Genomic DNA, 18,316 nt, shown 5'->3' on the forward strand with positions numbered 1-18,316 from the left:
CAACCTGCAATTCGTGATCTTGAGCAATCGATGCGGAACTCGCGATCAAGATGAACGAATCCGACCCGCTGACTTTCGTCGATACTGGTTCGGCCTTCATGGCGGTTCAAGAGAACAAGGCGGCGGAATGGTAGCAAATAGTCGTGAACCAGTCCAAGGAGGCCGGGCAGCCGCTAAAGATGATCGAGGAGCCACTGGTGCTGCAGCCGATCGGCGTCGGCATGAAGAAGGACGATCCGGCGCTGCTCGAGAAGATCAACGAGATCCTACTCGCGATGGCGAGATCAACCAACTTTGGGACAAGTGGCTTGGTCCGAGCACCGAGTTTAAGATGACGCGCACCGACAAGCTCGCGCCGCTCAGCCAGTTCACGCCGCTCCCATGATTTTTGAGTTGATGCCATTCACATCGATAGGAGCAGGCTCTATCCCGAGCTAGGGCCCGTCGCTGCTCTTTCGCCGGCGTGTGTACTATCGAACGTGGTGCGAAGAACTTCAGCGCCGGGGAATGGTATTTTCGCCATCGAGTTGCGCCATGACCCAATCTGCAAAGGCCCGCACTGCCGATCTCTGGCGGCTAGCGCGCGGGTAGATCAGACGGTGACCGATATATCGGATATCGTTGGCGCGTCCAGCCAGCGGTGCAACTAATCGCCCGCTCGCCAGTTCACGTTCGGCCAGTAGCGTTGATTCTAGCGCGACTCCCAATCCCTCCGCTGCCGTTGCGATCGCCAGAAAGCTGCGATCAAACCTCATGCCGTGGAGGGCAGGGGCTTCCAATCCGTTCGCCGTGAACCATTGGTGCCACTGAACCTGCTTCACATCAGAGCGGATTAGTGTCTGATCGAGGAGATCAGCGGGCTTTCTGATCCCTTTGGCGAGAACAGGGGAGCACAGCGGGGTGACCGTCTCCTCCGGCAGAGGAACAACCTCCACGCCCTCCGCGCGCGGCGGACCGTAGACGATGTCGATATCAAAATCATCGTTGCTGAAGCGAGCGTAGTCCGTGCTCGCAGCCAGGCGGACTTCGAGCTTCGGATAAGCGGCGAGAAACTGTGCAAGCCGTGGTGCAAGCCACTGCGCGGCAAAACTGGGTGCCGAATGGACGCGCACCAATTGCGGTCCGCGCGCGGCGACTTCCTCAAGGCCACGGCGAAGCTGATCGAAGGCCGCTCCCGTGTGTCGCATCAGATTTTCGCCGGCTGGCGTGAGCCGCACCGATCGCGCGCGGCGCTCGAACAGAACGGTGCGAAGCGTGTCCTCCAGCTTGCGGATGGCATGACTGACCGCACTCGGCGTCAGGTGAAGCTCATTCGCCGCATCGCGGAATGATCCCGTGCGAGCAGCGGCCTCAAAGGCGCGAATTGCCGATATCGGGACATTCGACAGCATTCCATAAGTGAACCAGATTCATCGATCCGTGACAACTGTGCGTTTGTCTGTTGCGCGTCCCGGGTGCATTCCTAGCCTTGCCGAGAAACAATCTAGGGGAGGGACTGATGCTGCTCAGCGGCAAGACGGCCATCATTTCGGGCGCGGCATCGCCGCGCGGCATCGGGCTTGCCACGGCACGGCGGTTCGCCGCCGAGGGCGCCCGGGTCGGCATTCTCGACATTGACGCGAGCGCGGCGGCGGACGCCGCGGCATCGCTTGGCAAGTCCCACATTGGGCTGCAATGCGATGTCGCCGACAAATCATCCTGCGAGCAGGCCGTCGCTCGCGTGATCGAATCCTTCGCAAGCATCGATATTCTCATCAACAACGCCGGCATCACCCAGCCGGTCAAGTTCCTGGATATCTCGCCGGCTGATTGGGATCGCATTCAGGACGTCAATCTGAAGGGCATTCTGTTCCTCTCCCAGGCGGTGATCCCGCACATGCGCGCGCGCAAGTCCGGATCGATCGCCTGCATGTCCTCGGTTTCGGCCCAGCGCGGCGGCGGAATTTTTGGCGGTCCGCACTATTCGGCCGCGAAGGCTGGCGTGCTCGGTCTCGCCAAGGCGATGGCCCGTGAGTTCGGACCGGACGGCATCCGCGTCAATTGCGTGACGCCCGGCCTGATCGGCACCGATATCACCGCGGGCAAGCTGACCGACGAGATGAGGACGAAGATCCTGGAAGGCATTCCGCTCAATCGTCTTGGCACGGCAGACGACGTCGCCGGCATCTACACCTTCCTGGCCTCGGATCTCTCCGCCTACGTGACTGGTGCCGTGATCGACGTCAACGGCGGCATGCTCATCCACTGAGCCAGCAAGACAAGGTCCAGATCGATGGAAAAGCTGACCAACACGCCCAAGTTGGCGGACCGCGCCTACAACATTCGCCGCAATGCGCTGCGCATGGGTGAGGTCCAGGGCCAGGGCTATATCGCCCAGGCGCTGGACATCTCCGACGTCCTCGCCGTGGCCTATTTTCACGCAATGCGCTACCGGCCGGAAGATCCCTCCTGGGAAGACCGCGACCGCTTCCTGTTATCAAACGGGCACTACGCCATCGCGCTTTATGCGGCTTTGATCGAGGCGGGGATCGTCCCCGAGGACGAGCTCGAAACCTATGGCAGCGATGAGAGTCGCCTGCCGATGTCGGGCATGGCCTCCTACACGCCCGGAATGGAAATGTCGGGCGGCTCGCTCGGGCTTGGGCTCAGCATCGCCGTCGGCATGGGCTTGGGGCTGAAGCGCAAGAACTCCGAGGTGCGGGTGTACACGTTGTTCTCCGACGGCGAGCTCGATGAGGGCTCGGTCTGGGAGGCCATCCAGTCGGCGGGCCATTACAAGCTCGACAATCTGATCGGCATCGTCGACGTCAACAATCAGCAGGCGGACGGTCCTTCGACGCAGGTGATGGCGTTCGAGCCGCTGGTCGAGAAGCTTCAGGCTTTCGGCTGGTTCGTACAGCGGATCGACGGCAACGATCTCGATGCCGTGGTTGCCGCGTTCGATGCCGCCAAGTCTCACCCAGCGCCCAAGCCGCGCATGATCGTCGCCGACACGCTGATGGGCAAGGGCGTTCCTTTCCTGGAGCAGCGCGAAAAGAACCATTTCATCCGGGTCGAGCAGCACGAATGGCAGCTCGCGCTGGCCGCGCTGGAAGCCGGGAGGCAGGCATGAAGACCGTCAGATCAGCACCCCAGCCGGGCAAGCCGCGCCTGACCACCTCAGCCATGATCGCTTCGATCGCATCGGAAGGGCAGAAAACGAAACCGGCGCCGTTTGGACACGCGCTCGTCGAGCTCGCGCGCAGCCGTCCCGATGTGGTCGGCATGACGGCCGATCTCGGCAAATACACCGACCTGCACATCTTTGCGAAAGAATTTCCGGATCGCTACTACCAGATGGGCATGGCGGAACAGCTTCTGTTCGGCGCGGCCTCAGGTCTTGCCGCCGAAGGCTTCATGCCGTTCGCTACCACCTACGCGGTGTTCGCTTCGCGCCGTGCTTACGACTTCATTCACCAGACGATTGCGGAGGAAGACCGCAACGTGAAGATCGTCTGCGCGTTGCCCGGTCTGACGTCGGGCTATGGCCCGAGTCATCAAGCCGCGGAGGATCTCGCGCTTTTTCGCGCGATGCCGAACATGACGGTCATCGATCCCTGCGATGCGCATGAAATCGACCAGCTGGTGCCCGCGATCGCGGCGCATCAGGGGCCGGTCTACATGCGCCTGCTGCGAGGCCAGGTGCCGGTCGTGCTTGACGAATACGACTACAAGTTCGAGCTCGGCAAGGCCAAGCTGATCCGTGACGGGAAGGATGTTCTGATCATCTCATCGGGCATCATGACCATGCGTGCGCTTGAGGCGTTGCAAACTCTGAAGAACGACCGCATCGATGCTGCGGTGCTCCATGTCCCCACCATAAAGCCGCTCGACGCCGAGACGATACTGCGTGAAGCCGGCAAGTCGGGCCGCCTGGTCGTCGTTGCCGAAAACCACACGACGATTGGCGGTCTCGGGGAGGCGATTGCCGCACTCCTGATGCGTTCCGGTGTCCATCCGCCGTTCCGCCAGATTGCATTGCCGGACGAATTTCTTGACGCGGGCGCACTTCCGACCCTGCACGATCGCTACGGCATTTCTACCGCAGAGGTTGCGAGGCAGGTGAAGCTGTGGCTTTAGCGCAGCGACGCTAAGCGCCAACCCAGCCAGGCTCTAGTGAGCAGCCACCCGCGGTGCACGTCGCGGCGGCGAACGACGGCTCTTGTCTAGACGCCGGCGATCGAGAGCTGGTGAACGAAAAATACAAAAGGTTTGCACACAGTAGGCTGTTGCAGCCGGCACAACGACAATGAAGGAGCAGGAGGAAGACATGACTAGCTCGAAGACCGGACGCATCAGCCGACGTTCGCTGTTGCTCGCGGCCAGCGCCGTACCTCTTTGCGGGATTCTGACCCGCCCGGCTTCTGCCGCCGAGTTCGTTTATAAGTTCGCGACCGGGCAGGATCCAACCCATCCGGTGAATGTACGAGCGCAAGAGGCGATCGACCGTATCCGCGAAGCAACCAGCGGCCGGCTGGAGATCAGGCTGTTCCCGGCCAATCAGCTCGGCTCCGACACCGAGCTCCTGACCCAAGTTCGCAGCGGCGGCGTCGAGTTCTTCAACCAATCCTCCTCGATCCTTGCCACCCTGGTGCCAAGCGCCGGCATCGTGAACACCGGCTTCGCATTCACCGACTACGACAGCGTGTGGAAGGCCATGGACGGCGAGCTCGGCACCTACATCCGGACGCAGATCGCCAAGACGCCGATCATGGCGGTGTCCAAGACCTGGGACAACGGCTTCCGTCAGGTGACCTCGTCCGGCCGCGAGATCCGCACCCCGGATGATCTGAAGAATTTCCAGATCCGCGTTCCGCCCGCGCCGCTGCTCACCTCGCTCTTCAAGGCGCTCGGCGCCGGGCCGACGCCGATCAACTTCAACGAGGTCTATTCCGCGTTGCAAACCAAGGTCGTTGACGGGCAGGAAAATCCGTTGCCCATCATCGCGACTGCCCGTCTCTATGAAGTGCAGAGCACGTGCAGCCTGACGGGGCACGTCTGGGACGGCTACTGGATCCTCGGCAACAAGCGCGCTTTCGAGCGCCTGCCGAAGGACGTGCAGGCGATCGTGACGCGAGAGCTCGACCGCTCCGCGGTCGATCAGCGCGCCGACATCGCGAAGCTCAGCCAGTCACTGCGCGCCGATCTTTCGGCCAAGGGCCTCAAATTCATCGACGTCGATCGCGCCGCCTTCCGCCAGGCCTTGTCCAAAACCAGCTTCTACGCCGACTGGAAAGCCAAGTTTGGCGAGGAGGCATGGTCGCAGCTCGAAAAAGCCGCAGGCCAGTTATCATGACCAGCGTGAGCCATCCGCCCCACGTCGATGCCGGTGTGGCGGCCAGCGCTCCGCAGGCGGGCCGGCGCAGTTGGGTGATAACGGCGAACACGGTGCTTGGCCATGTCGTGGCGATCCCGGCAGCACTGCTCGTGCTGGCGGAGATTGCGGTGCTGTCTGCCGGCATCGTGGGTCGATACGTGTTCCGCTCGCCAATTATCTGGTCCGACGAGCTTGCCGGCATTCTCTTCCTATGGCTCGCCATGTTCGGTTCCGTGATCGCGTTCCAGCGCGGCGAACACATGCGGATGACGGCTATCGTTGGCGTTCTCAGCGCGGAGCTTCGCGCGTTCCTAGATGTCGTCGCGGCCGCAGCATCGCTGGCATTTCTTGCGCTCGTTGTCTGGCCGGCCTATGAATTTGCGGCCGACGAGGCCTTCATCACGACACCGGCGCTCGAGATCGTCAACAGCTGGCGCGCGGCGGCGTTGCCGATCGGCATCAGCTTGATGCTGACCGCAGCGGTCCTCCGGCTGATCCGGATCGCGAGCCTGCGCAGCCTGCTGGGTTCGGTCGCGATGGTTGCAGGCATCATTGCGGCGTTCATTCTGCTCGCCCCCGTCTTGAAGCCGCTCGGCAACGTGAATCTGCTGATCTTCTTCGTTTTCGTTGTGGGGGCGATGGTCTTCGCGGCCGTGCCGATCGCGTTCGCGTTCGGCCTCGCCACCGTCGGCTATCTCGCCCTGACAACCAGCACGCCCGACGTGGTGATGATCGGACGAATGGACGAGGGCATGAGCCACCTGATCCTGCTTGCCGTGCCTCTCTTCGTCTTTCTCGGCCTCCTGATCGAGATGACGGGCATGGCGCGCGCCATGGTCAGCTTCCTGGCGAGCCTCCTGGGCCACGTGCGCGGCGGATTGCACTACGTTCTGGTCGGAGCGATGTATCTGGTCTCGGGAATTTCTGGGTCCAAAGCGGCCGACATGGCTGCGGTGGCTCCGGTCCTGTTTCCCGAGATGCGGCAGCGCGGGGCCAGGCCGGGCGACCTTGTTGCGCTTCTGGCGGCAACCGGCGCGCAGACCGAAACGATCCCGCCCTCGCTGGTCCTGATCACGATCGGCTCGGTGACCGGCGTGTCGATCTCGGCGCTCTTCACTGGCGGGTTGCTCCCGGGCGTGGTGCTCGCGGTCATGCTCGCGGCCGTGGTCTGGTGGCGATACCGCCGCGAAGACCTGTCTCACGTCAAACGGGCTACCCGCCGGCAAATCGGGCGGGCCTTCGTGATCGCGATACCTGCTATCGCACTGCCGTTCGTGATCCGCACGGCGGTCGTCGAGGGCGTTGCGACGGCAACGGAAGTCTCGACGATCGGCATCCTGTACTCGGTCTGCGCGGGTCTGTTTATCTACCGCCAGTTCGACTGGCGTCGCATTTACCCGATGCTGGTTGAGACAGCCTCCCTATCAGGGGCGATTCTGCTTATCATCGGCGCGGCGACAGGCATGGCCTGGGCGCTGACCCAGTCGGGATTTTCGGCCTCTCTCGCCAAGTTCATGACCAGCCTGCCGGGCGGGGTACCGGTCTTCCTAGCGGTGACGATCGTGACTTTCGTGATCCTCGGCAGCGTGCTGGAGGGAATCCCGGCCATCGTCCTGTTCGGTCCGCTGCTGTTCCCGATCGCGCGGCAGGTCGGGGTGCACGATGTCCACTACGCGATGGTGGTCGTCCTCGCCATGGGCATTGGCCTGTTCGCGCCGCCGTTCGGCGTCGGTTACTACGCGGCCTGCGCCATCAGCCGCATCAATCCGGACGAGGGCATGAAGCCGATCGTGGGCTATATGATCGCGCTTCTCATCGGCACGGTGATCGTTGCCGCCGTGCCCTGGTTGTCGATCGGCTTCCTTTGACGAGCTTGGCAGGAGCCTCGCGGAAACCCGAGTCTCCTGCTCAGGCGAATTTCGGCAGGTGCAGAGGCAGGCCGTCGCAAGGCATATCGATCTGCTCGACCCGGCCCTTGCCGACCTCCGTCACCCGGAGCTTCTTGCCTCCGAGCGTGAAGGCACAATTCGTCGGCTGAGGCCCATCAAGGATCAGCCGATCGACCACTTCGCCCCGCCGGTCCAGCACCGTAACGTTCTTCTGGTTGTAGACCGTGCAATAGAGCCGGCCGTCCGTTCCGAAGGCCATCCCATCCGGCCCTTTGAAGTCCGGATTGGCATCCGACTGCAGCACGTTGCCGAAGACGACGCGTTTCGGCGCTGCCTCGCCAAGCACGTCATAACGGTAGATCTCGCCAGTGAAGGATGCGTTGGCGTAGAGGTGATTGTCGGGACCGAAGGCAATGCCGTTGGTGAAGCGGATCTTGTTATCGAGCACGCGGAGCACCTTCATGGCTGCGGGATCGATCTCGTATACACGGCCGTCCCAGTCGAGATCCATATACCCGTCGACGAAGGCCTGGTCGTTGATGAAATCCTCGGCGGCCATCCCGGAGTCGGTCATGTACAGCAGCCCGTTTGGACCGAAGCAGAGATCGTTCGGAAACAGAAAGCGCTCCGCGCCTTCCCCTTGCATGCGCCGGATCTCGTTTCCGCTTTCGTCGATGCAGATCAGCGCCCGCAGGCCAGCTTCCGCGATCCAGATCCGGCCGTGGCCATCGGTCGTCAGTCCGTTCGGACGACCAGCCGTCGTTCGGATGACGCGGCGATTGCCGCGAGGATCGAGCCGCGTGACGCAAAGGGTCGACGCGGACATCTCTGTGACATACATCGAGCCGTCGGGCAGGCACACCGGACCCTCCGGCGCGCCAATTCCGGTTGCAAACAATCTCGATGCCATTCATCCCTCCCGTTCTCGAAAGTTGCTCTCGTTATGCGATGACCAGGCCGCTGGCCGGATCGATCAGCACCACGCGATTGAGGTCGATGGCGAGATCGATTCGCTCGCCATGGCTGCTGACGTCATGGGCCTGCAGTTCGGCAACGGCATCGACGCCGCCGATCCTGATGGTGGTGAAGGTGCGTGCCCCCGTCGGCTGAATGAGATCGGCGGTGGCCGAATAGGAGACCACGCCTTCGCGCAACGGCCCGCCGGCCCGACTGAAGTGCTGGGGCCGAATGCCCAGGAGAATCTCTCGCCCATCCATACTGGCCAACGGCCCCGCCTTCGCGCTCGGAAGCGTCAGTTCACCGCCGGACTGAAACACAACTGCTGAGGCGGGACCGTTTCTCCTGAGGGTCGCCGGGATGAGATTGATCGAGGGAGAGCCGAGAAAGCCGGCGACGAACCCCGTGCGCGGCTGCTCGAACAGCTCGAGCGGAGCGCCCTGCTGCTCGATCTGTCCGTCACGCAGCAGCACGATCCGGTCGGCCAGCGTCATCGCCTCGACCTGGTCATGGGTAACATAGATCATCGTCGTCGTGATCTCGTGATGCAGGCGCTTGATCTCGGTCCGCATCTCGTCACGCAGCTGCGCGTCGAGATTCGAGAGCGGCTCGTCGAACAGGAACAGGTCGGCCTTGCGAACGATGGCGCGGCCGATCGCGACGCGCTGACGCTGTCCACCGGAGAGCTGCCGCGGATAGCGCTGCAGGAAATTGCCGATGCCGAGCATCTCGGCGGCTTCACTGACCCGCTTCCTGATCTCGATCTCGGGAGTCTTGCGCGCGCGCAGACCGAAGGCAATGTTCTCGCTGACGGTCAGATAGGGGTAGAGCGCATAGTTCTGAAACACCATCGCGATGTTGCGCTCGCGCGGGCGCAGATCGTTGACCACCGCGCCCCCGATGGTGATCGTCCCACCATCCGGATCCTCGAGGCCGGCGATCGTTCGCAAGAGCGTGCTCTTGCCGCAGCCGGACGGCCCCACCAGCACGGCGAATTCGCCATCGGCGATGGTGAGATCAACTCCCCGGACCGCATGCACGTTGCCGTAGTATTTGTGTACTCCGGACAGCTTGACGTCAGCCACACCGCTCTCCCTAACCCTTGACTGCGCCCAGCGAGATGCCGCGCACGAGATAACGCTGCATCACCGAGACCGCGACGAAGATCGGCAACGTCCCCAGGACCGACATCGCCGCGATCTTCGCCCAGAAATTCGATTGGCCGCCGAAATAGCGCGTCAGCATGACCGGAAAGGTGATGACCTCGGTGCGCGTGAGCACGAGCGCGAACAGAAAGTCGTTCCAGGCGAACACGAAGGTGAAGACCGACGTCGCCATGAGGCCGGGACGAACCATCGGGAAAACGACCTTCCAAATCACCTCCCATCGATTGAGGCCATCGACCAGCGCGCTTTCCTCGAGCTCCAGGGGAACGTCGACGATGTAGCCACGCATCATCCAGATCACGTAGGGGAGATTGAATGCGGTGTAGAGGAGGATCAGCCCGAAATAGCCGTCGACGAGACCGAAATACACGTAGATCAGGAAGATCGGAAAGACGACCGCGATCGGCGGGATCATGCGCTGTGAGATGATCCACATCGCGAGGTTCTCGCCGCCGGTGCCGAACCTGGCGAGGCTGTAGGCGCAGAGCGTCCCGAGAACGATTGCGATGCCGGAGCTGACGCCGGCGACGATCAGGCTGTTCAGGATTGCCAGAACGTCGCCATCCCTAAACAGGACGTAATAGTTCGAGAACTGGATCTGTCCGGGAATCCATAAGGGCGGGACGTGATAGATCTCGTCCGGTGTCTTGAACGAAATCATGAACAGCCAATAGACGGGAAACAGGAACAGCAGGGTCACGATGCCGGCGCCGAGATAGCGGACGGCGAGAATGCGGGCTTTTCTGGCCGGAAGCCTGCCGATCCTCATCGCGCGAGCTCCATGCGCTTGAGGACAAGGGTCGTGATCAGCGTCAGCATTGCAATCACCAGGAACGAGATCGCGGCCGTATAGCTGGTCTCGAATTGCGAGAAGCCCTGTACATAGGTGTAGAGCGAAATGGTCTCGGTCATCGAGCCCGGCCCGCCCTCGGTGAGGGCCCAGATGATGTCGAAGATGCGAACGAGATCGAGGCCGCGGATCAGACAGGCGACGGCGATCACGGGCGCGATCGCCGGCAGAACGATCGCGCGAAGCACGCGCAGGTACGACGCCCCATCGATCTCCGCAGCCTCGAGCTGCGACTGGTCGACATTCGACAGCGCGGCGAGCAGCAGCAGGAACATGAAGGGCGACCACTGCCAGACCTCGCAGATGATAATCGCCGGATAGACGTATGCGGGATTGACCGTCCACAGGATCCGGACCGGTTCTCCAGCAATGAAGCCCAGAATCTGGCCAATCGGGCCGAAGCGGACGTCGAACATCAGACGCCAGGTCGCACCCGCGACAATCGGAGAGATCACCGTCGGAAGCACCAGCAGCGCGATGAAGATCTGTCGACCCGGCATTCGATCGATGAAGAGCTGCGCCATCAGGAAGCCGATCAGCAGCTCCAGGGGAAGGGCGATCGCGGTGATGATGGGGGTGTGGCCGAGCGAAGCCCAGAGGCGGGTATCCCTGAACAGCTCCGCATAGTTCAAGAGACCAACGAAGGAGGTGTCGTTCTCGGTCATCGTGATGCGCTGGAAGCTCACGATCAGCGAGTAGATCAGAGGGAACAGGCCGACCAGGAGGAGAATCAGGATGGCCGGCGCGACTATGAGATAGGGCAGGCGGTCCTCGAGCATGCGCCCGAAGCGGCTGGGGCGGCGCTGCTCGGCGCCATTGAGGCTCACAGAAACTGTCATCATCAGTCCGGAAAACGGCAAGACACGGGAGGGCGATGCCTCCCGTGCGGTATCCAGTCAGTTATTGCGGGTAGGCGCCGGGCTTTGCGGCCCAGACCTTGTAGACGGCTTTCTGGTTCTCGATGCCGACCTTCTCCGTGATCGCGTCGAATTGTTGCGCCATGCGATCGAGAATGGCCTTGGGATCTTCACCGGCCCACAGGCTCGAAATCGCCTTGGTCATCGCCTCGTCGTACTTGTCCTGTTGCAGCAGCGAGAGATCGAGCAGGCCCTTCTCGCCCGACGTCTTGATTGTGTCGAGATAGGCGGCAGCGTCAGGCCAGAGCCCACGATATTTCTCGCTCGCGTAGTGGGAGAGGCGGAACGGATCGCGCAGCGTATAGGGGAGCTGGACGCGCTCGAGGCTGGTCTTCTTGCTGTTCAGCCACTGGATGAAGAGATACGCGGCCTCCTTGTTCTTGCTGGTGGCCGACACCGACAAGTCGAAGCCGACGCCGAGCTCGGGGCGGCCGAGAGGCGTGAGCGCGTAGCCGACCTTGCCGGCGACCTGCGATTTTGGCACCCACTTCAGGGCTTGCTCGCCCGAGCCGTAGCCTGCGGCCCACCGACCGTAGGGCGGCCAGGAGATCGTCATCGCGGTCGTGCCCTGAAGGAACGCGGCGAGATTGTCGACGAAATTCCACTGCTCCACGCCCGGAGGCATGAACTTGTTCTCCGCCAGCATCTGCTTGAACACCTTGAGACCGACGTCGCCATTCACCGTCGCCTTCATGGTGTCGGCATTGAAGAACTTGCCGCCCTCCATCCGGAAGCGTTCCTGGAACATGTACTGCGGATAGGGCGCGGTGCGGAAGAAGCCGGCGCCGTAGACCTTCGGCGCCATCTTGTCGGTGATGAACTGGCCGATCTCGTCGAACTGTTTCCAGTCCTTTGGCGGCGCGAGTTCGTAGCCGAATTTGGCCTTGAATTCGTCCTTCATCTTCGGATCCTCGAAGATGTCCTTCCGGTAGTAGAGCAGCATCACGTCGCCGTCGTCCGGGAAGCCGTAGATCTTCCCGTCATACTGCATCTGGTTGTCGCGGTACGCGGCCGCGATGTCCTGCAGCTCGTCGCGGTAGCCGAACTTGTCGACATACTTGTCGAGAGGCTCGAGCGCGCCGGCGCGTGCAAGATCGGGCATCCAGGATGGGATGACGTTCAGCGCGTCATAAGCCCCGGCGCCTGATTTGAAATCCTGCATGATCTTGGTGAACATCTGGTCGGTCGGCACCTCGACCACCTTCACCTTGATGCCGGTGAGCTTCTCCCATTGCGGACCGGAGTAGTTCAGCGGATCCAGCGATTGCAAGCCGGCCTCCCAGACGATGCTGATGGTTGTGCCCGCGTACTTCTTCGCGGCCTCCACTGCTGTTTCGGCGGCATCCTTGTCGGCGGCCGGCGCCGAACCTGCGGCAAGCGCTAGTACTGCGGCCGCACCGAGAAACGTCGTGAACCTCATCCCTTCCTCCTCCTCTCTGGACGTCCGGAGTCCGGGCGGAGCCGGCTTCGGAGCGCTTCTCCCGTGATCTCTGCCCGCTTAGCCAGCCCCGGCGTAAACGGACGCTGTCGGCGGCCCCCCGCCGAGAGAAACAAATTCATCTATCTCGAGGATTTGCAGCGCGGGCGCATCGCTGGTCCAGCTTGTCGCCCGCAACCTGAATGGACGCCAGTTGGCGTTGTAGAAGCACATATCCTCCCCAAAGCGCTCGAGCGCGTTGACTTTGGGGCTAGTCTGCGTCGAGGTGGAACTGGCCGACAAATGAGAACTTTGCAAGCATCGGTGAACCGCAGTCACCTGTCTGCTGATACCTCCTCTGAAGCTAACGGAGGCAAATCTGCCGGATCCCCCTGATTCAATCCCCTCGCGCGGCAAAGGGCGCCAGGTTTACGCCGTGCCCACTTTTCATCTTGTTGGACGTTCTTTCAGATGACCTGTTCGGAGTCACATCGCGAGAAGTGCGACAACGATGTGCAAGGCTAGAATGCTGCCATTTGCGCTGCTTGTCTTTCGTGCAGTTATAACGGCTCCGTTCGCGACCTCTCGGTAACGGCTCGCCTTGCGAACGATTCACGCAGGGAGTCGTAACCATAGCTGACCTCTGTCTCTATCGCAGAGATCGAGCAGCGGCGACGCGTCCGCGCACCACTCTATCAGTAGCGTTATTGCGAAAGGCTCCCGGACGGAAGCGACGTTCCGCCATTTTGATATCAATGAGACATAACACTGGCCCATAGTCGAAGCGTCTCCGCAGAAACTATGACGAGTGCTCGAACTGCGGTTGCCAGCGCAACAAATAGGACTGCAGCGCGCGTACTGCGATGGCCAGCAGGATGCCGACGAACATCATGACGAAGATGGCCACCATCATCTCGCTGGCGTTGGCCCGCGCCTCGGCTTCGATGATGAGCTTGCCGAGGCCGCGCTCGGCGCCGATGAACTCGCCGACGATGACGCCGATCAAGGCAAAAGAAACAGCCGGCAAGAGCGAGGCAAATACCCAGGCGAGCGCGGACGGGATCACGACGGTGCGCAGCACCGTGAATTCATTGGCGCCGAGCAGGCGGGCGGCGGCGATCTGATCACGGTCGACCGCACGTGTTCCCTCGAAGGTGTTGAAGAACACCACGAAGAACACGACGAGCCAGGCGGTTGCGATCTTCGAGAGGTCACCGAGGCCGAAGATCAGGATGACGAGCGGCACCAGTGCGATGCGCGGGATCGAGTTGAGTGCCACGATGTAGGGGCCGAACACGCGGGCAAGGAAGTCGGAACGGCCGAGAATCAGGCCGGCCGCGATGCCGCTCGCGGAGCCGAACAGAAAGCCCCACCACGTGTTCTTCAGGGTGACGAGTGTGGCAAGCCACAGATTGTTGTCGCTGCCCGTGATGCAGGCGGTAAAGCCGGCCGCGTCGGAAAAGCAACCGAGCCGCAAAAAACTCTGCCAGATCAGCGATGGCTTGGCGACGAAATAGGGATCGAGGAGTTTCGGCACGTAGGCTTTCGGCAGCAGCGCCTTGCTCCATTCGAAGCCCCACTGCCAGACGATGAGAACGACTGCAAGAATGGCCAGTTGCCAGAACAGGATGACAGTACGGCTGTTGGACATGGTCAGTCGGCCCTGGTGCGGCGGAATTCTTCGCCGAGGGAATGCCAGATGTGGGAATAGAGTCGGCCGAACTCGGCGGTCTCGCGCACGGCGACGGGATCGCGCGGACGCGGGATGGCGACGTCGAAGTCCTCCTTGAGACGCCCGGGCCGCGCCGAGAGCAGGATGATGCGGCTCGCCAGCGTCAAGGCTTCGCCGAGATCGTGCGTCACGAACAGTACGGTCTGCCGTTCGCGTTCCCAGATCTCGAGCAGCGTCTTGTGCATCTCGAGCTTGGTGTGGGTGTCGAGCGCGCCGAACGGCTCGTCCATCAGCAGGAGCTCGGGCTCCAGGATCAGCGTGCGCATCAAGGCGACGCGCTGGCGCATGCCGCCGGACAGCATGCGCGGAAAGCTCTGCGCAAAGCCCGCGAGGCCGGCCTTGTCGACGGCCGTGGCAACGCGCCCGGCGCGCTCGGTCTTCGGCAGTCCCGCGATCTCCAGCCCATAGCCGATGTTCTGCTCAACGGTGCGCCAGGGGAACAGCGTATCGCGCTGGAAGACATAGCCGACCCTGGGATTGACCTTGCCGGTCTCGACCGTATCCCTGTCGATCAGGATTCGTCCGCCCGAGCGCGACAACAGCCCCGCGACCATGTTGAGGATGGTGCTCTTGCCGCAGCCGGATGGACCGAGCAGCGCGACGAACTCGCCTTGCTTGACCTCGAAGGAGACGTCATCCACCGCCACGAACTCGCGGCCGGAGGCGTTGAAGCGCTTGGAGAGTCCCTGCACGGCAATGCGCGTGCGCGCAGCCGCTTGTTGATCCTCATCGCGCGCAAGCGCGAGCCCCTGGTCTGGCGCGACGATCATTTGTATTTCGCCCTGGCCGTCTCGAGAAAGCTCATCTCGACCACATCCTCGTATCTGGTCTCGGGAATGTCGGTGCCCTTGCGGTACCAGGGCTTGGCGCCGCGCTCGAACGAAGCCTTGTCGATGACGCCGTCATAGGCCCAGGTCGACTTGTCGAAGCCGAGCTCGGCGCTGACCGCATCGGGATCTATCCCTGAGAAATATTTCGGCGTGACCAGCGCCTGCACCTCGGCGAGCGGCGCCGCTTTGACGAAGACCATCGCGCGGTAGATCGCGTTGACATAGGCCTGCACCATCGCCTTGTCTTGCTCGACCGTGTCCTGGAGCGTGTAGATCACGAGCACGGGCAGAGTCCCGCCGAAATCCTTGTCGAACACGCCGGGCATGGACGTGTCGTAGATCGTCCGACCAAAGCCCTTCTTCTCGACCTCGACGATCCAGCTCGGCGGCGCCATGATGGCGTCGAACTGCTTGGTCTGCAGCGAAGGGAACATCGTGTTGGGCCCGCCGCCCGCGACCCAGTTCACCTTGTTGCCGAGCCCACGTGCTTCGAACACGTAGGTACCGAACACCCAGGTCCCCGATCCGATCGCGGTCGCGGCGACGATCGGCTTGGCGCCGTCGGGTCGCTTGTAGTCCGCAAGCTTCTCGACCGAATTGATGCCGCTGTCGTAGAGGTCCTGCCGGACCATGATGTTGGCGTAGGAGCACACCATCTCGGTCGCGAGCAGGATCTTGCAGGGCTTGCCGCGCGCGCCGAGCTGGAGCGGATGGCTGGCATCGCCATGCGCGAATAGCGCCTGCCCCGCCGCCAATGTCTGGCGGCCGAACGTGCCGGCGTTACCTATGACGAGCTTGGAGTCGAACCCTTCGTCCTTGAAGTAACCCTTCAGCTCAGCGATCATGCCGATGGCGTAGACCGGCGAGACCGGCCCGAACGCAAGCGAGACCTGCTTCGTTTCCGCGTGTAACCGTCCCGGCAGCAGCGACGCGCCGGCCAATGCAGTGCCCGCGATCAGCGCCTGGCGCCTGTTCATGCTCATGTGCTGCTCCTCCCTTGATCTTGTTTGATTGCGCTGCCCTGTCAGGACGGCGCGACCTTGATCGTCCCTGCCTGCCGGAGCGCTTCGATTTCCTTCGCAGACATGCCGATCTCGCTCAGGATCTCGCTGCTGTGCTCACCGATCCCAGGAGGATCGTAGCGATTGGGCAGGCGCATTCCGTCCATGCAAATCGGCAACAGCGGCGTCTTGGCCTCGCGGCCGTCAGGAAGCCGAATGTCGGTCAGGCCGCCCGACCCGCTGAGATGCGGATCGTCGAAGAGATCGCCGGGTTTGTTTACTGGGGCGTAGGGCAGATCGAGCTGCTCAAGCCGCGCGGCGAGATCGGCCTTGTTCCATTGCTTGAAGATCTTCGCGATCTCGGGAATCAGCCAGGGGCGATGATCGACGCGGTCATTGCTGGTCGTAAAGCGGGGATCGGTAAGCCAGGCTTCGCGATCGAAGGCGCGGCAGAACGCGTCCCATTGTTCTTCGCCGACGATGGTGACGAACAGTTTTGAGCCGTCCCTAGTATCGAAGAGGTCGTAGACCGGCCACGGGCTGTCCTTGATCGAATACGGGATCGAGGGCTGGCCGCTGACCACCTCACACATCATGGCCTGCGCCATCAGGAACACGTTGTTCTCATAGAGCGCGCTCTGGATGTAGCGGCCCCGGCCGGTGCGCTGCCGCTCCGCGAGCGCAGCCTGGATCGCGATCACGCCGAACATGCCGCCCATGACATCGTTGACGGAAGCGCCCGCGCGCATCGGCCTGTCCGGCAAGCCGGTCATGTAGGCGAGGCCGCCCATCATCTGCACGACTTCGTCGAGTGCGAGGCGGTTCTCGTAGGGGCCAGGCAGATAGCCCTTGAGCGAGCAATAGATCAGGCGTGGTGCAAAGGCCGCGACGCTGTCATAGTCGAGGCCGATCCGCTTCAACAGCCCCGGCCGGAAGTTCTCGATCAGGACATCGCTGCTCGCGATCAGCTTGCGTGCGATGTCCTGGCCCATCGCGCTCGACGTGTCCAGCGCGATGCTGCGCTTGTTGCGGCAGTAGGTCGCAAAGAAGCCTGCGGCAGACCCCTTGAAGGTGCGGGTGCGATCGCCCTTGGTCGGTTCGACCTTGATCACGTCGGCACCGAGATCGGCCAGGATCAGGCCGCAGCTCGGCCCCATCACCATCTGGCTGAACTCGATCACGCGAAGGCCCGCCAACGGACGAAGCACCGATGCCGTCTCACGCGCAGTCGTGGTCATGCCGCGCTCCGCAGGACCTTGGGGATTCCGGCCTCGTGCAGATGACCGGTCAGATGGCTTGGCGGGATATGACGGGCGAGAATCTCGCGCGTCTGCATCAGGCGGTCGAGGTCGATGCCGGTGGAGAGCCCCATGCGCTCCAGCATGAACACGAGATCCTCGGTGACGATGTTGCCGCGCGCACCGGGTGCAAAGGGACAGCCACCGAGGCCGGACACGGCGGCGTCGAAACGGCGGATGCCGGCCTCGAGGCCGGCGACGGCATTGGCGAGGCCGGCACCGAGGGTGTCGTGCAGATGCAGCCGCAGCGTCATTCGTGTTCCGACCTCGCGCCGCACAGCGGTGACGATCTGCCGGATCGATTTTGGCGTCGCATAACCGACGGTATCGGCAAGCCCGATCTCGTCGGCACGGGCCTCGACAAAAGCGCCCGCGACCCGGCACACCGCCGCCTCGCTCACCTCGCCTTCCAGCGAGCAGCCGAACGAGGTCGAGATCGCGCCCATCAATTGCGGCCGCTGGCCCACGGGCCGGGCGTCGATCGCCGCGCGCACCGCGCGAAATCCCTCGATCTGCTCATCGACCGTGCGGCGCACGTTGGCCCGATTGTGCGTTTCGCTCGCCGAGATGACGAAATAGACGGCGTCGACGCCGGCGCCGATGGCACGCTCGCCGCCCTTCGGGTTCGGCACCAGCGCGCCGATAGTGGTCGCTTTGTGCGTGAGCGCATGCGCCATCACCACATCGACGTCGGCGAATTGCGGCACGACCTTCGGCGGGACGAACGACCCGGCATCGATCTCGCGGACGCCCGCTGCGGCGATCGTGTCGATCAACGCGCATTTGGCTTCGGTCGGAACGAAGATGTCCAAGTTCTGAAGACCATCGCGAGGCGCGACCTCGCAAATGTGGACGTCGGGCTCGCGCGCCATGTGGGTCTCCCAAGATTGTATATTGTTGCGT

At 62.5% G+C, this 18,316-nt stretch carries 16 protein-coding genes and 1 pseudogene; 6 read left to right on the forward strand and 11 right to left on the reverse strand.

Annotation, left to right across the window (positions count from 1 at the left end):
- Positions 1-32: 32 nt before the first annotated feature.
- A pseudogene (locus ACNJYA_RS10665) lies at positions 33-385 on the forward strand (ABC transporter); the annotation flags it as partial.
- Positions 386-494: 109 nt separating this feature from the next.
- On the opposite strand, the gene ACNJYA_RS10670 reads toward ACNJYA_RS10665, so the two are convergent.
- Positions 495-1,391 carry a LysR substrate-binding domain-containing protein gene (locus ACNJYA_RS10670; protein WP_439402815.1) on the reverse strand — a complete coding sequence of 299 codons (897 nt, stop codon included), beginning with the start codon at positions 1,389-1,391 and terminating at the stop codon, positions 495-497.
- A gap of 107 nt (positions 1,392-1,498) precedes the next feature.
- Here ACNJYA_RS10670 and ACNJYA_RS10675 point away from each other — a divergent pair, with 107 nt between their 5' ends.
- The 5 genes from ACNJYA_RS10675 to ACNJYA_RS10695 all read left to right on the forward strand — a co-directional run bounded on the left by ACNJYA_RS10675 (position 1,499) and on the right by ACNJYA_RS10695 (position 7,224).
- Positions 1,499-2,248 carry an SDR family NAD(P)-dependent oxidoreductase gene (locus ACNJYA_RS10675; RefSeq protein ID WP_439366337.1) on the forward strand — a complete coding sequence of 250 codons (750 nt, stop codon included), beginning with the start codon at positions 1,499-1,501 and terminating at the stop codon, positions 2,246-2,248.
- 24 nt (positions 2,249-2,272) lie between these two features.
- The gene (locus tag ACNJYA_RS10680) at positions 2,273-3,112 is read left to right on the forward strand and encodes a transketolase (RefSeq protein WP_439366339.1); all 840 of its coding nucleotides are present in this window, start codon (positions 2,273-2,275) and stop codon (positions 3,110-3,112) included.
- Positions 3,109-4,119, forward strand: coding sequence for a transketolase family protein (locus tag ACNJYA_RS10685; protein WP_439402816.1), 1,011 nt, complete (start codon positions 3,109-3,111; stop codon positions 4,117-4,119). Before ACNJYA_RS10680 ends, ACNJYA_RS10685 begins: the two co-directional genes overlap by 4 nt.
- 190 nt (positions 4,120-4,309) lie before the next feature.
- Positions 4,310-5,335, forward strand: a complete 1,026-nt coding sequence (locus tag ACNJYA_RS10690) for a TRAP transporter substrate-binding protein (protein WP_439366342.1) — start codon at positions 4,310-4,312, stop codon at positions 5,333-5,335.
- Positions 5,332-7,224: a TRAP transporter large permease gene (locus tag ACNJYA_RS10695; RefSeq protein ID WP_439402817.1), complete on the forward strand. Its 1,893-nt coding sequence runs from the start codon at positions 5,332-5,334 to the stop codon at positions 7,222-7,224. Before ACNJYA_RS10690 ends, ACNJYA_RS10695 begins: the two co-directional genes overlap by 4 nt.
- Positions 7,225-7,264: 40 nt before the next feature.
- Here ACNJYA_RS10695 and ACNJYA_RS10700 read toward each other — a convergent pair whose 3' ends face one another.
- From ACNJYA_RS10700 to ACNJYA_RS10745, 10 genes are all read right to left on the reverse strand, one after another.
- Entirely contained in the window at positions 7,265-8,155 is an 891-nt protein-coding gene (locus tag ACNJYA_RS10700; protein ID WP_439402818.1) for an SMP-30/gluconolactonase/LRE family protein, read from the reverse strand.
- A 31-nt stretch (positions 8,156-8,186) separates the two neighbouring features.
- Positions 8,187-9,287 carry an ABC transporter ATP-binding protein gene (locus tag ACNJYA_RS10705; protein WP_439366348.1) on the reverse strand — a complete coding sequence of 367 codons (1,101 nt, stop codon included), beginning with the start codon at positions 9,285-9,287 and terminating at the stop codon, positions 8,187-8,189.
- A 10-nt stretch (positions 9,288-9,297) separates the two neighbouring features.
- Positions 9,298-10,137 (reverse strand): carbohydrate ABC transporter permease, encoded by an 840-nt coding sequence (locus tag ACNJYA_RS10710; RefSeq protein ID WP_439402819.1) that lies wholly within the window; start codon positions 10,135-10,137, stop codon positions 9,298-9,300.
- Positions 10,134-11,057, reverse strand: coding sequence for a carbohydrate ABC transporter permease (locus tag ACNJYA_RS10715; RefSeq protein WP_439402820.1), 924 nt, complete (start codon positions 11,055-11,057; stop codon positions 10,134-10,136). Before ACNJYA_RS10715 ends, ACNJYA_RS10710 begins: the two co-directional genes overlap by 4 nt.
- A 61-nt stretch (positions 11,058-11,118) precedes the next feature.
- Positions 11,119-12,555, reverse strand: coding sequence for an ABC transporter substrate-binding protein (locus tag ACNJYA_RS10720; RefSeq protein WP_439366354.1), 1,437 nt, complete (start codon positions 12,553-12,555; stop codon positions 11,119-11,121).
- Between the two features lie 796 nt (positions 12,556-13,351).
- On the reverse strand, positions 13,352-14,203 hold the full coding sequence (locus ACNJYA_RS10725; protein ID WP_439402821.1) for an ABC transporter permease: 852 nt from the start codon (positions 14,201-14,203) through the stop codon (positions 13,352-13,354).
- Positions 14,204-14,205: 2 nt separating this feature from the next.
- Entirely contained in the window at positions 14,206-15,054 is an 849-nt protein-coding gene (locus tag ACNJYA_RS10730) for an ABC transporter ATP-binding protein (protein ID WP_439366357.1), read from the reverse strand.
- Entirely contained in the window at positions 15,051-16,097 is a 1,047-nt protein-coding gene (locus ACNJYA_RS10735; protein WP_439402822.1) for an ABC transporter substrate-binding protein, read from the reverse strand. The genes ACNJYA_RS10730 and ACNJYA_RS10735 overlap by 4 nt, the downstream gene beginning before the upstream one ends.
- Before the next feature lie 41 nt (positions 16,098-16,138).
- Positions 16,139-17,353 (reverse strand): CaiB/BaiF CoA transferase family protein, encoded by a 1,215-nt coding sequence (locus tag ACNJYA_RS10740; RefSeq protein ID WP_439402823.1) that lies wholly within the window; start codon positions 17,351-17,353, stop codon positions 16,139-16,141.
- Positions 17,350-18,285 carry a hydroxymethylglutaryl-CoA lyase gene (locus ACNJYA_RS10745; RefSeq protein WP_439402824.1) on the reverse strand — a complete coding sequence of 312 codons (936 nt, stop codon included), beginning with the start codon at positions 18,283-18,285 and terminating at the stop codon, positions 17,350-17,352. The genes ACNJYA_RS10740 and ACNJYA_RS10745 overlap by 4 nt, the downstream gene beginning before the upstream one ends.
- Between the last annotated feature and the right edge of the window lie 31 nt (positions 18,286-18,316).

It is taken from the genome of Bradyrhizobium sp. BLXBL-01 (assembly GCF_051853025.1).
In the GTDB taxonomy this organism is placed as follows: domain Bacteria; phylum Pseudomonadota; class Alphaproteobacteria; order Rhizobiales; family Xanthobacteraceae; genus Bradyrhizobium.